The sequence below is a fragment of the Cellvibrio sp. ATLC23 genome, assembly GCF_057196725.1.
This window is the reverse complement of the sequence record NZ_JBXUOS010000003.1, coordinates 396,517-409,348: the sequence shown is the minus strand read 5'-3', so window position 1 is coordinate 409,348 and position 12,832 is coordinate 396,517. Positions and strand designations below refer to the sequence as shown.

The 12,832-nt window shown below is 47.7% G+C and carries 10 protein-coding genes; 6 read left to right on the top strand and 4 right to left on the bottom strand.

Annotated elements, in window-relative coordinates:
- Positions 1-43: 43 nt before the first annotated feature.
- From AC2CG4_RS07350 to AC2CG4_RS07330, 5 genes are all read left to right on the top strand, one after another.
- A complete protein-coding gene (locus tag AC2CG4_RS07350) occupies positions 44-1,459 on the top strand; it encodes a glycoside hydrolase family 140 protein (protein ID WP_484485628.1) in 1,416 nt (471 codons plus the stop codon).
- Positions 1,460-1,486: 27 nt separating this feature from the next.
- The gene (locus tag AC2CG4_RS07345) at positions 1,487-2,950 is read left to right on the top strand and encodes a DUF1593 domain-containing protein (RefSeq protein ID WP_484485627.1); all 1,464 of its coding nucleotides are present in this window, start codon (positions 1,487-1,489) and stop codon (positions 2,948-2,950) included.
- An 83-nt stretch (positions 2,951-3,033) separates the two neighbouring features.
- Entirely contained in the window at positions 3,034-4,515 is a 1,482-nt protein-coding gene (locus tag AC2CG4_RS07340; RefSeq protein WP_484485626.1) for a nucleoside hydrolase-like domain-containing protein, read from the top strand.
- Positions 4,516-4,547: 32 nt separating this feature from the next.
- The gene (locus AC2CG4_RS07335) at positions 4,548-6,170 is read left to right on the top strand and encodes a DUF5060 domain-containing protein (RefSeq protein ID WP_484485625.1); all 1,623 of its coding nucleotides are present in this window, start codon (positions 4,548-4,550) and stop codon (positions 6,168-6,170) included.
- A 189-nt stretch (positions 6,171-6,359) separates the two neighbouring features.
- The gene (locus AC2CG4_RS07330; RefSeq protein WP_484485624.1) at positions 6,360-7,247 is read left to right on the top strand and encodes a helix-turn-helix domain-containing protein; all 888 of its coding nucleotides are present in this window, start codon (positions 6,360-6,362) and stop codon (positions 7,245-7,247) included.
- 27 nt (positions 7,248-7,274) lie between these two features.
- Here AC2CG4_RS07330 and AC2CG4_RS07325 read toward each other — a convergent pair whose 3' ends face one another.
- Positions 7,275-8,144, bottom strand: a complete 870-nt coding sequence (locus AC2CG4_RS07325; RefSeq protein WP_484485623.1) for a YicC/YloC family endoribonuclease — start codon at positions 8,142-8,144, stop codon at positions 7,275-7,277.
- A gap of 137 nt (positions 8,145-8,281) precedes the next feature.
- Between AC2CG4_RS07325 and rph the strand changes: the two genes are divergently transcribed.
- On the top strand, positions 8,282-9,004 hold the full coding sequence (gene rph, locus AC2CG4_RS07320; RefSeq protein WP_484485622.1) for a ribonuclease PH: 723 nt from the start codon (positions 8,282-8,284) through the stop codon (positions 9,002-9,004).
- Positions 9,005-9,100: 96 nt separating this feature from the next.
- Here the strand turns inward: rph and metF are convergent, their stop codons facing one another.
- From metF to metK, 3 genes are all read right to left on the bottom strand, one after another.
- On the bottom strand, positions 9,101-9,949 hold the full coding sequence (gene metF / locus AC2CG4_RS07315) for a methylenetetrahydrofolate reductase [NAD(P)H] (protein WP_484485621.1): 849 nt from the start codon (positions 9,947-9,949) through the stop codon (positions 9,101-9,103).
- 100 nt (positions 9,950-10,049) lie between these two features.
- Positions 10,050-11,438, bottom strand: coding sequence for an adenosylhomocysteinase (ahcY, locus tag AC2CG4_RS07310; RefSeq protein ID WP_484485620.1), 1,389 nt, complete (start codon positions 11,436-11,438; stop codon positions 10,050-10,052).
- Between the two features lie 123 nt (positions 11,439-11,561).
- On the bottom strand, positions 11,562-12,716 hold the full coding sequence (gene metK, locus AC2CG4_RS07305; RefSeq protein WP_484485619.1) for a methionine adenosyltransferase: 1,155 nt from the start codon (positions 12,714-12,716) through the stop codon (positions 11,562-11,564).
- Positions 12,717-12,832: the final 116 nt, after the last annotated feature.

Genomic DNA, 12,832 nt, shown 5'->3' with positions numbered 1-12,832 from the left:
CAATTAAAACTACAACAATATTTATAGAGTGGAGAGACAGAGAATGAAACTTAGGTTCCCCGTATTTTTATTATGCGCGCTCTTGGTAAATAGCTATCCAGTATTGGCCGACATACAAGCTGCTAAACAACTGAAAGTATCTGCCAATGGCCGTCATTTACAGCAGCAGGATAAAACCCCTTTTTTTTATTTGGGGGATACCGCCTGGAGCCTTATGCATCGGCTCAATCGGGAAGAGGTTGATACCTACCTTAAGGATCGCGCGCGCAAAGGTTTTAATGTGATTCAAACTTCCGCGCTGGCTGAATTGGACGGACTTACCGTTGCAAATGCCTATGGCGATTTGCCCTTAATCGATAAAGACCCGTTGAAGCCGAATGAAAAATATTTCGCTCACGTTGACTATATTGTCAATCGCGCTGAGTCGCTGGGCATGTACATTGGCTTTTTGCCAAGTTGGGGGCGCTATTGGAAATCCGGTGACGACAAAAAAATATTTACCGAAAAAAACGCGCGGGTCTATGGCCGTTTTTTGGGGCAGCGCTACAAAGATAAACCGATTATCTGGATTTTGGGTGGCGATCAAAATGTTGTCACCCAAGAGGAGCGCCGAGTGATTGATGCCATGGCTGCCGGGCTACGCGAAGGCGATCAAGGCAAACATCTTATTACCTTCCACCCGCGTGGCCCAGGCCAATCGTCCGCGCAGTTGCAAAATGCGCGCTGGTTAGATTTTCATATGTCGCAGTCATCGCACGCTGGTCGCGACCTCGATACCGGCTTATTTGTCGAGCGCGATCTCGCCTTAAAACCCCTGCGCCCGACACTCGATGGTGAACCGCGTTACGAGGGAATTCAAATTGGTTTTTATTTAAAAGATCACAATCGTTTATTGCGTTTTGAAGATAGTGATGTGCGCCAAGCGGCTTGGTGGTCGGTAATGGCGGGCGCCTGTGGCCACACCTATGGCAACAATAATATTTGGCAAATGTGGCAGCCCGGGCGCGAGCCTATGATTGGTGCCAATATTCCCTGGCAAGAGGCGTTGGATCACCCAGGCGCACGGCAAATGGGTTTGTTGCGCCGTTTTATGGAGGCCAACGAATTTCAAAACCTGTTGCCCGACCAGAGCTTAATTATTGATGGCCCACTCAACGGTCCGGCAAAAATTCGCGCTATGCGCGCGCAGGATGGCTCGCGCATTGTTGTGTACTCGCCGTTTGGCAAAGCCTTTACGCTGGATCAAAGCAAACTCACTGCGGTGCGCAGCAAATTATCCTGGTTTGATCCACGTTACGGTGTGAGTTATGAATTTCGTGTGTCGCCGCGCGATGGCGACAATCAAACCTTTCAGATTTTTACCCCGCCGTCTTCCGGAAGAGGGCAGGATTGGGTGTTGGTGTTCGAAAGAGTTGCCGAAACCACTCGTCGCAACTCTCAAGAACAATCAGTTCTTTAATCAAACCCAACATGAGCAAACTTGACGATGAAAAAATTAACTTATCCCAAAACCTTTTCTCAGTTGCTTATAAATATTCTTGTTATTTTTTTCTGCAGCAGTGTTTTTGCTGAGCAGAAGCCCCGCGTGATAGTCACCTCGGATGGTGAAATAGATGATGAATGTTCGCTAGTGCGATTTTTGCTTTACACCAATGAGTGGGATGTTGAAGGCATTATTACCACCAGCTCGCAATATCACTGGCAAGGGCACAAATGGGCGGGCGATGATTGGGCGCAACCTTTTTTAACTGCTTATGAAAAAGTGTTGCCCAATTTGAGGTTGCATGATCCCGCTTACCCGAGTGTAGAGCATCTGCGGGCACGCACCTTGCTCGGCAATGTAAAAGCCGAGGGGGAGATGGAAGAAGTGACACCCGGCTCGCAATTAATTGTAAACGTATTGCTTGATGAAACCGACAATCGCCCCGTTTGGTTACAGGCTTGGGGTGGGGTTAATACCATCGCGCGGGCGCTAAAAACCATCGAAGAAAAACACCCGGAAAAAATGGCCTATGTCGCCAATAAAATTCGTTTATTTTTAATTTGGGAGCAAGACGCTACTTATCAAACTTACATCAAACCCCACTGGGGCAAATACCAAATCTTAACGATTATTTCAGATCAATTTTGGGCGCTCGCTTATCAGTGGAACAAAATACAACCCGCCGAGATGCGTCCCTACTTTCAAGCTTCATGGATGAATAAAAATATTTTGCAAAACCATGGCCCACTCTGCGCTGCTTATAAATCCCACGTAGAAGGTAGTTATGGGTTGCAAGGTGATTACGATTTTACGCCGGGCGATTTTCGCTCTGAAGGTGACTCGCCCGCTTTTCTACACATGATCAACACCGGTCTGCGCAATATGGAATCTCCCGATTGGGGTGGTTGGGGCGGGCGCTATGTGCGAGTGCGGGATAACACCTGGTTAGACCCGGTTCCGGTTGCAGATTATCGCTACCCCGAAGGGCGATGGGATACAACAACCGGTTGGGGGCGCGTCAGTATGCGCGATGGCAGTAACACTACCGAAGCGCAGCGTCTCGCTTATTTCAAACCCATGTGGCGTTGGAGTAAGGCACTGCAAAATGATTTTGCCGCACGCGCTGATTGGAATGTTAAATCCTATAAAGAAGCCAATCATCCACCACAGGTAAAACTGGCGCACGCACTTAATCTTAAAGCCCGCCCTGGCGACAAGGTGAAATTAAGTGCGCGCGGCACTAAGGATCCAGATGGTGACAAACTTTACTATCACTGGTGGCAATACCAAGAGGCGGGAACTCTTGCCGAGCCACTGACGATAAAAAATGCCAAGCGACAAAACGCGCTAATTACTATTCCCAAAACCGCAGCATCGGGAAAGACACTTCATCTAATTGTTGAGGTGAGCGATAGCGGAGAGCCACAACTGACTCGCTATCAGCGCGTGATTATCGAAATCCAATAATATTTTCTGCCTGCATTATAAATTGTTGCAAGCCATGCTTCAGTTTTAGCTGAAGCATGTTTAATAACGAGAGAGCCACCATTATGAAAAAGCGCAACAACCCATCCCTATCGCTTTATTCGTCTATTTTGATATTTGCCACGCTGTTGGTTTGTGCACCGGCCAGTTTTGCTAATGCAAAAAATATATTACTCGGGAGCGATTCAAAAAAACCGCGACTTTTTGTTTTGACCGATATAGGTGGCGACCCAGATGACCAGATGTCCATGGTGCGCTTAATGACTTACGCCAACCAACTGGATATCGAAGGTTTGGTTGCCACGCCGCAAGGGCCAAATAAAGACAAAGTTGAACCACAAAGAATTGCAAAAATTGTAAACGCCTACGGCAAAGTGCGCGACAACTTAGCGCGCCATGAAACTGGATACCCGAGTGAAAAAGCTTTACTTAAGGTTATTTCAATAAGCCTGCCCATTCATGATATGGAAGGCGTAGGCAAGGGCAAGGATTCACCTGGCTCCGAGCTACTGATTAAGGTTGTAGATCGCGATGATAGCCGGCCACTCTGGGTTAACGTATGGGGTGGCCCCAACGTATTGGCACAGGCACTGTGGAAAGTTCGCGCAACACGCAGCGCGGCAGATCTCGCCAAGTTTGTGGCAAAACTTCGCGTTTACGCCATCTCCGATCAAGACAACAGCGGCCCTTGGATACGCAAAGAATTCCCCGAACTTTTTTATATAGTGACTCCCGGTATCAATGCCGGTGGAGGCTTTCATCATGCCACCTGGATTGCGATTGGCGGCGATAAATTTCACGGCCGATTTGGCGGCGCCGATTTTTCTCTGGTAACAAATGAATGGCTCGATCGCAATATCCGCGAGAAAGGCCCGCTGGGCGCCGAATATCCGCGCTGGAAATTTATGATGGAAGGCGATACCCCGGCTTTTTTGTACTTGCTTAATAATGGTTTGCGCAGCACTGAAAATCCCAACTGGGGCAGCTGGGGCGGTCGCTATGAATTTTATACACCCAAAAAAGAGAAATGGTTTTTAGCCGAAGAAACTCGCCCTATCTGGACTAACGCACAAGATGAAGTTTTAGGCAATGATGGCGAGTGGCACACCACTAACCACGCGACTATATGGCGCTGGCGCGAAGCCTATCAAAATGATTTTGCCGCGCGGATGGATTGGACAATTAAATCCTACGAGGAAGCTAATCATCCCCCTGAGCCTAAACTCAATCACCCTGAATACATTATTGCAAAACCCGGCGAGCGAATTGAGCTGGATGCATCACCCACTACAGATCCTGACGGCGACGCAGTTTCCTACGAGTGGTTTGTCTATGCGGAAGCGGGCACTCTCGGTTTATCAAATTCGGCCACCGGTGTAATGCTGGATATCAAAAACTTCGATCAACCAAAAGCCTGGTTTAATGTAAAAACAAGTAGGGTGATGCCACCCGGTACAGGAACCATGCATATTATTCTCGCCGTTACCGATCACGGCACCCCTCGGCTTACTCGCTATAAGCGCGTAATTGTTGATGTGCAGCCTTAAGTGGAAAAATAATTGCAGAGTGGAAGAATAAGATGAATAAAATATTATTTTTACTGACTAATAAAATAGCGAAAATAGTTTTGTTTCAATGTTGTTTGTTTGTTTTTGCAGTTAGCGCCGCGCATGCACAAGAAAATAATGTGTCATTGCCCGCAGCTGTGGAGCAATGGGGAACGTTTGAAATTACCTTGAACGGTACTGACAAAGGCAATCCATTTCTCGATACGCAACTATCGGCCAGTTTCAGCAATGGCCATAAAACCGTTTCTGTTGCCGGTTTTTACGATGGCAAGGGGCAATATAAAGTCCGTTTTATGCCGGACACAGTTGGCAATTGGACTTACATTACCAAAAGTAATCGCTGGGAGTTGACCGAAAAGCGCGGTAAATTTTTGGTGACCCAGGCTACTGGAAATAATCATGGTCCGATCAGCGTTGCGCACACTTATCATTTCGCTTATGCCGACGGTTCGCCTTACAAACCTATTGGCACTACATCCTATTCCTGGACGCATCGCCCCGATAATATTGAACAGCAAACCTTGCAGACTTTGGCTAACTCACCTTTTAATAAAATACGCATGTGTGTATTTCCGCAAAGTCACGGCATAAAAACCATGCCGCCTAAACGTTTTCCATTTGCGGGAAAACCAACTGCACCTGACTACACTCGGTTTAACCCTGAATTTTTTCAGCATCTTGAAAAACGCGTGAGTCAATTACGCGATCTCAACATAGAGGCAGATTTAATTTTGTTTCACCCCTATGACGATCAGCATATTTGGGGCTTGGATAATATGCCCGCAGATGTCGATGAACGCTATTTGCGCTACATAGTGGCGCGCCTGGGGGCCTATCGCAATGTGTGGTGGTCTATGGCCAATGAGTATGATTTTATTCGCACTAAAACTGAGGCTGATTGGGATCGGCTTTTTCAAATAGTCGCTGCCGCCGACCCCTACAATCATTTGCGTTCTATTCACAATGGCAAAATTATTTATAACAACTCACAGCCTTGGGTGACACACGCCAGTATCCAAAATGGTTCCGCGGTTACCAGCCCTACCAGTGCTGAACTCTATCGCGATGTCTATCGCAAACCCATTGTTTACGATGAAGTTGAATACGAAGGTAACTCCAATTCGCGCTGGGGGCAGCTGAGCGGAAAAGAATTGGTGCATCGTTTTTGGTCGGGTACTGTTGCAGGAACCTATGTTGGCCATAGTGAGTTTCTTGCCGAGCCGAACGATCCAGGTGTATTTATTTGGTTGGGGCAAGGCGGAAAACTGAAAGGTGAAAGCCCAGCGCGTATTGCATTTTTGCGCAGTATTATTGAGACCGGGCCAACACAGGGTATAGAGCCTATAGATAAATGGTGGACACCCAATGTGGGTGGAGAAGCGGGCCAATATTATTTGATGTATTTTGGCCGTGAATCACTCACACAATGGCCATTTGAATTGAATGTAACGGGCTTGGAGGATGGTATGAAATTTCAGGTTGATGTGATCGACACCTGGGCGATGACCATCACCCCCGCTGAGGGGATTTTTGAAATAAAACGCCGGGACAGGTATAAGTTTATTGATATCAATAAGCGCTCTGTTGCGCTGCCGGGCAAAGAGGGCATTGCGGTGCGAATTAAACGGCTATGAAAATCCTGCTATCTGCGTCCCCGCTTTGCTAAGTTTTGTTTAATGGTTAAAACCCACTGCGGGGTTCAAATAGGAATGGATGCTAGAAAAACTAGACTCCTTCCAGTTTTACCCATGCAATTGCCTGTATCCTAACCTAAAATATCATTGCCAGTTCTACCCCCGTAATGAAGGTTAAGGTATAGCAAGATGCCAGATACAACCGAGCCACAATCATTTGATCCAGCGCGACGGGATTTTTCGCCCTACGGATTAAGCTGCGTTTATTGGCAGCCATCGTTAATGGCGCGACCAGATCATCACAATGAAATCGAATTGAACTTCCTCCCGGAAGGGTCGGTGACCTATTTATTGGGTGGCAGAAAAGTGACCCTAACTGCAGGTGCGCTGTGTTTATTCTGGGCGGCAATTCCCCATCAAATAATTCACTTTAGTGGGGAGCAACCTTATTTTGTAACCACAGTTCCGTTACATACATTTTTGCATTGGCAATTGCCTGAACATTTTGTGCAATCCCTAATGCAAGGCAATGTGTTGATGAGCATAGATAAATCGCGCAAAGCATCAGATCTTGATTTATTTAAACAGTGGGCTTTAGATCTGGCCGATCAAAAAACAGGAATAGATCGTGCCGTCAGTTTGGAATTGCAAGCGCGAATTACGCGTATGGCATTGAATTATGCAGGGGATAAAACCCTTGGCAATACGCGCAATTATTTGTCAGGTTTAGCCGATACCGGCTTGAGTAAAGTGGAACAAATGGCCTGCTATATTGCGCAAAATTATGTGCATAAATTAACAGTGGAGCAGATCGCACAGAAAGTAAATTTTCATCCAAGTTATGCCATGAATCTATTTCAAAAAACATTCGGCACAACCTTGGTGAACTTTCTAACCCAACACCGCATTGCGCATGCACAGCGATTGCTGACCACAACCGACAGCCAAATCACCGATATAGCCCTGCAATCCGGCTTTAGCTCTATCAGCCGCTTTAATGAAGCCTTTCATCGCCAATGCGGATGTTCCCCTAGGGAATATCGCAAAGCCCACGGCTGGCGCGAAGCTGTTTCTTGAGTGGTGTTTCAGTAATGGCTTGAGGCATTATTCAATATTCTGAATCTGCTCCCGCATCTGCTCAATCAACACCTTCAATTCCACCGCTGCTTGCGTCGTTTCACTCACAATCGATTTCGATGAGAGGGTATTGGCTTCGCGATTTAATTCCTGCATTAAAAAATCTAACCGGCGGCCAAGGGAATCGGTTTGTTTTAGGCTGCGTTTGACTTCGATCACGTGCGTGTCCAAACGATCTAATTCTTCATCGACATCGGCTTTGTGTGCGAGCAAAACAATTTCTTGTTCGAGGCGTTCCGGGTCAAGATCGATTTGTAATGCGGCGAGTTTGACGTGCAGTTTTTCGCGTTGTGCAGCGAGGATTTCCGGCATGCGGGCGCGTACATCGGCGACTTGAACTGAGACGTTATCTAAACGATTAATGATCAGTTGTTCTAACTCTGCTCCTTCGCGCGAGCGGTGCTCGATTAATCCTTCAATGGCGAGATCAAATAATTCCAGCGCTGCTTTGTGCAGAGCTTCGCGATCTAGTTCTTGTTTTTGCAACACCCCCGGCCAGCGCAAAATATCCAAGGCATCTACTGGCGCAGCGGCGTTGCCGAGCAGGTTGTTAATTTGTTGGGTGGCTTTAGTGAGTTGAGCAACCTTGGCAAGGTTAACGCCCATTTCAGATTCGCCTTCTTGCTCCCATTGTACGCTCAGGCTGGCTTCTACTTTGCCGCGCTGCAGGGCTTTGCGCATGGCGTCGCGCAGGTGGGGTTCAATTTCGCGGAAGTCTTCCGGCAGGCGGAAACTGGGTTCGAGGTAGCGATGGTTCACACTGCGAATTTCCCACACCAGTGTACCCCAGGGGAGTTTGGCTTCACGGCGGGCAAATCCAGTCATACTACGTGGCATAAATACTCCTCAATATTGGCGGTTACGTCTACGCGCTAGAGCTGGTAGAGTTCCCTCGCAAATTTACATTCATTAACAGATGCGGGATGGTATCACACCTTCCCGCAGATCCATTTCCAGCAGTAAGGAATCCTTTTATGCAACGTCCCAGCGGTCGCAATCCCGATCAATTACGCCCTATTCGTATCACCCGTCGCTATACCAAACACGCCGAAGGTTCGGTGTTGATAGAGTTTGGCGATACCAAAGTTATCTGCACCGCGAGTGTGGTTAATTCCGTTCCGCCTTTTTTACGTGGCCAAGGGCAGGGTTGGCTCACTGCTGAATACGGCATGTTGCCGCGCTCCACTGGCACCCGTATGGATCGCGAGGCCGCGCGCGGTAAACAGCAGGGGCGCACGGTAGAAATCCAACGTTTGATTGGCCGCTCACTACGCGCTGCGGTGGATTTAACCGCTTTAGGCGAAAACACCATACATATTGATTGTGACGTTATTCAGGCCGATGGCGGCACCCGCACTGCATCTATCACCGGCGCATGGGTCGCGCTGGCTGATGCGATTAGTTTTTTGAAAGCACAAGGCAAGGTGACGGGCGAGCCACTCAAACGCGCGATTGCGTCTATCTCGGTGGGCATTTATCAAGGTGTTCCGGTATTGGATTTGGATTATCCCGAGGACTCTTCTGCCGATACCGATATGAATGTGGTGATGGGCAATGACGGCGGCATTATCGAAATTCAAGGCACTGCCGAAGCTGAGCCATTTACCGAAGCTGAGTTTGCCGCGATGCTGAGTTTGGCTAAGAAGGGAATTGCCCAGTTGAATGAATTGCAGCAGCAGGCGTTAAACGATAATTAATTAAATTTTCACCGTAGGGGCGCTGCTTGCTGCGCCCATTCTTTTATTTTTAATAAGAGCAGGGCGCGGCAAGCAGCGCCCCCTACGGTGAGAAAATTATTCGTTCGGAATCAACCCCAAATTTTTCACAATCTGCGCGGTCGGTTCGGTTTGGTTCATGGTGTAAAAATGCAAGCCGGGCGCTTCATTTTCCAGCATGACTTCACACAACTCTGTCACCAACTCTACGCCGAAGGCTTTTAAGCTGGCTTCATCGTCGCCGTAATTTTCCAACGCTTTGCGCAACCAGCGCGGAATTTCAGCGCCGCAGGCATCGGAAAAGCGCGTTAAATTTTTGTAGTTAATGATGGGCATAATGCCGGGGTAAATCGGTTGGGTGATGCCCGCTTTTTGGCATTGATCTACAAAATAAAAATACGAATCCGGATTGAAAAAGTACTGCGTGATTGCGCTGTTGGCGCCCGCATCAAATTTACCTTTCAAATAGCGAATGTCATCGCTGTAGCTTTTGGCTTGCGGATGAATTTCCGGATAGGCCGCTACTTCCAAATGAAAATGCTCGCCAAAATGTTTGCGGATAAACGCCACCAATTCATTGGCGTACACCAATTGATACGAGCCGCCTACACCGGAAGGCATATCGCCGCGCAGGGCGACTATGCGATCTACACCCGCGTCTTTATATTCCTGAATTAAGGTTTTGATGGTGCCTTCATCGTCACCGCCAAAAGACAGATGCGGCGCAATGCTGATGCCATCGGCTTTAAATTGGGTGACTATGCCTTTGGTATTGTCGCGAGTTGAACCGCCAGCACCATAGGTGACGGAAAAAAAGTCCGGCGCAAACTGATTTAATTCGTTGCGTACTTTGATTAGCTTTTCTTTTCCTTCCGGCGTTTTAGGCGGAAAGAATTCAAAACTTAAACGCGGTTGTGAGTCGTTCATAATCTATCTCGTTGTTCGCGTAGGGTGGGCGAAGTGAAACTATACCCGCCGTACATAAGATGGATATCGCTTGCGCTCCACCCATCCTACGATTCAAAAATTAATATTTATAAGATTCCGGTTTAAATGGGCCTTCTGCTTCCACACCAATATATTCAGCTTGTTGCGCAGTGAGTTTGGTGATTACACCACCAAAACCTTCCACCATATCTTTAGCGACTTCTTCGTCGAGTTTTTTCGGCAGTACACGCACATACAAATGCTCGGCTTTTTGTTCCGCAGGCAAATCGGCAAATTTGCGTTCGTACAAATACATTTGTGCCAATACTTGGTTTGCGAAGGAGCCATCCATAATGCGCGATGGGTGACCGGTAGCGTTGCCCAAATTCACCAAACGGCCTTCCGACAACAAAATCAAATGATCGTTGGTCGCCTTGTCGCGATAAATTTTATGTACTTGGGGTTTAACTTCTTCCCACTCCCAGTTTTTGCGCATAAACGCGGTGTCGATTTCGCTATCAAAGTGGCCGATATTGCACACCACGGCGCTTTTCTTTAACGCGCGTAACATGGCGGAATCACACACGTTTACGTTGCCGGTGGTGGTGACTAACAAATCAGTTGTGCTGAGTACGGCGTGATTAATGTCTTCATATTTACCGGTATTAATCCCGTCGTTGTAAGGCGACACTACTTCAAAACCATCCATACAGGCTTGCATGGCGCAGATTGGATCTATCTCGGTAATTTTTACAATCATACCCTCTTGGCGCAATGATGCTGCAGAGCCTTTACCTACATCGCCGTAGCCGACAACCAAGGCTTTTTTGCCCATTAACAAATGGTCAGTACCGCGCTTGATGGCATCGCTCAGGCTGTGACGGCAACCGTATTTGTTATCATTTTTGCTTTTGGTTACTGCATCGTTCACGTTGATGGCAGGCACTTTTAATTGGCCTTTTTTCAACATGTCGAGCAAGCGGTGGACACCGGTGGTGGTCTCTTCAGAGATGCCGTGAATTTTGTCGAGCATCTGTGGATATTTTTCGTGCACGATTTGGGTTACATCGCCGCCGTCATCGAGAATCATGTTGGCATCCCAAGGCTTGCCATCTTTATTGATGGTTTGCTCAATACACCACCAGAATTCTTCTTCGGTCTCACCTTTCCAGGCAAACACTGGAATGCCCGCAGCGGCGATAGCGGCAGCAGCGTGATCTTGCGTTGAGAAAATATTGCACGATGACCAACGCACTTCTGCACCCAAGTCGATCAGTGTTTCAATCAACACTGCAGTTTGAATGGTCATGTGAATGCAGCCGATAATTTTTGCATCAGCCAATGGTTTGCTCGCGGCATATTTGCGGCGCAGTGCCATGAGTGCCGGCATTTCACCTTCGGCGATTTCAATTTCTTTACGGCCCCAGTTGGCATCTTTAGCAAAGGCTTCGGGGGTTTGTGCGGCAACTTTGTAATCGGTGAAGCTCATAATCGGAAACCTGTTTTTAGTTACAAAAAATGTAAATTGCGTAGGGGCGCTGCTTGCTGCGCCCATTTTTCTCTTTTTCATAAGAGCAGGGCGCGGCAAGCAGCGCCCCTACGATTAATTGTTTTAAAGCGCTTTCTTCAACGCATCGGCCTTATCAGTTTTTTCCCAAGTGAAATCGGGAAGCTCGCGACCAAAGTGACCGTAGGCCGCAGTTTGGCGATAGATCGGGCGTTTCAAATCCAGCATTTGAATCAGGCCGCGCGGGCGTAAATCAAAATTCTCGCGGATCAAATTAATGATGGCATCGTCAGAAATTTTTCCGGTGCCAAACGTGTTGATCGAAATCGAGGTCGGCTCAGCGACACCAATCGCATAACTTACTTGGATTTCACACTTGTCTGCCAAACCTGCAGCCACAATATTTTTTGCTACATAGCGACCAGCGTAAGCAGCCGAGCGATCTACTTTTGATGGATCTTTACCCGAGAACGCACCGCCGCCGTGACGCGCCATGCCGCCGTAGGTGTCTACAATAATTTTACGGCCGGTTAAACCACAATCGCCAACCGGGCCGCCGATAATAAATTGGCCGGTGGGGTTAATATGGTATTGCGTATCTTTGTGCAGCCATTCAGCGGGCAGAACATTTTTGATAATCAATTCGCGCACGGCTTCGCGAATTTCACTTTGATGAACGTTGGGGCTGTGTTGGGTAGAAAGCACCACAGCATCGATTGCCACCGGTTTGCCATTTTCATAACGCAAAGTGACCTGACTTTTTGCGTCGGGGCGCAACCAAGGCAGCGCACCGTTTTTGCGCAGTTCAGCTTGTTTTTCTACCAAGCGATGCGCATAAAAAATCGGTGCGGGCATCAATACAGCAGTTTCATTGGTGGCATAACCAAACATCAAACCTTGGTCGCCTGCGCCTAAATCTTTTTCATCGCCTTCATCTACACCCATGGCAATATCGGAGGATTGTTTGCCAATAGCATTTAATACCGCACAGCTGGCGCCATCAAAACCGACATCGCTGGAGTCGTAACCAATATCCAAAATCACCTGACGAATTAAATCTTCCAGATCGACATAGGTAGAGGTGCGCACTTCACCGGCCACAATCGCCATGCCGGTTTTCACCAGCGTTTCTACCGCAACGCGCGCGTTGGGGTCATCTTTTAAAATCGCATCGAGTACGGCATCGGAAATTTGATCCGCAAGTTTATCGGGATGGCCTTCAGAAACGGATTCAGACGTAAAAACGGAATATTCAGACATGGTTTTTTCCTTTGTAAAAATTAAAAAATTTACCCCCTCCCAACCTCCCCCTTAAAAAAGGGGAGGGGCTTTACTCCCTACTTAATTCGGAGTGGTGTTTATTCCCTCCCTCTTTT

Bases quoted from the DNA above. Each gene is read 5' to 3' on its own strand.
- AC2CG4_RS07350 (WP_484485628.1), top strand. From the start codon at position 44: ATGAAACTTAGGTTCCCCGTATTTTTATTATGCGCGCTCTTGGTAAAT.
- AC2CG4_RS07345 (WP_484485627.1), top strand. From the start codon at position 1,487: ATGAAAAAATTAACTTATCCCAAAACCTTTTCTCAGTTGCTTATAAAT.
- AC2CG4_RS07340 (WP_484485626.1), top strand. From the start codon at position 3,034: ATGAAAAAGCGCAACAACCCATCCCTATCGCTTTATTCGTCTATTTTG.
- AC2CG4_RS07335 (WP_484485625.1), top strand. From the start codon at position 4,548: ATGAATAAAATATTATTTTTACTGACTAATAAAATAGCGAAAATAGTT.
- AC2CG4_RS07330 (WP_484485624.1), top strand. From the start codon at position 6,360: ATGCCAGATACAACCGAGCCACAATCATTTGATCCAGCGCGACGGGAT.
- AC2CG4_RS07325 (WP_484485623.1), bottom strand. From the start codon at position 8,144: ATGCCACGTAGTATGACTGGATTTGCCCGCCGTGAAGCCAAACTCCCC.
- rph (WP_484485622.1), top strand. From the start codon at position 8,282: ATGCAACGTCCCAGCGGTCGCAATCCCGATCAATTACGCCCTATTCGT.
- metF (WP_484485621.1), bottom strand. From the start codon at position 9,949: ATGAACGACTCACAACCGCGTTTAAGTTTTGAATTCTTTCCGCCTAAA.
- ahcY (WP_484485620.1), bottom strand. From the start codon at position 11,438: ATGAGCTTCACCGATTACAAAGTTGCCGCACAAACCCCCGAAGCCTTT.
- metK (WP_484485619.1), bottom strand. From the start codon at position 12,716: ATGTCTGAATATTCCGTTTTTACGTCTGAATCCGTTTCTGAAGGCCAT.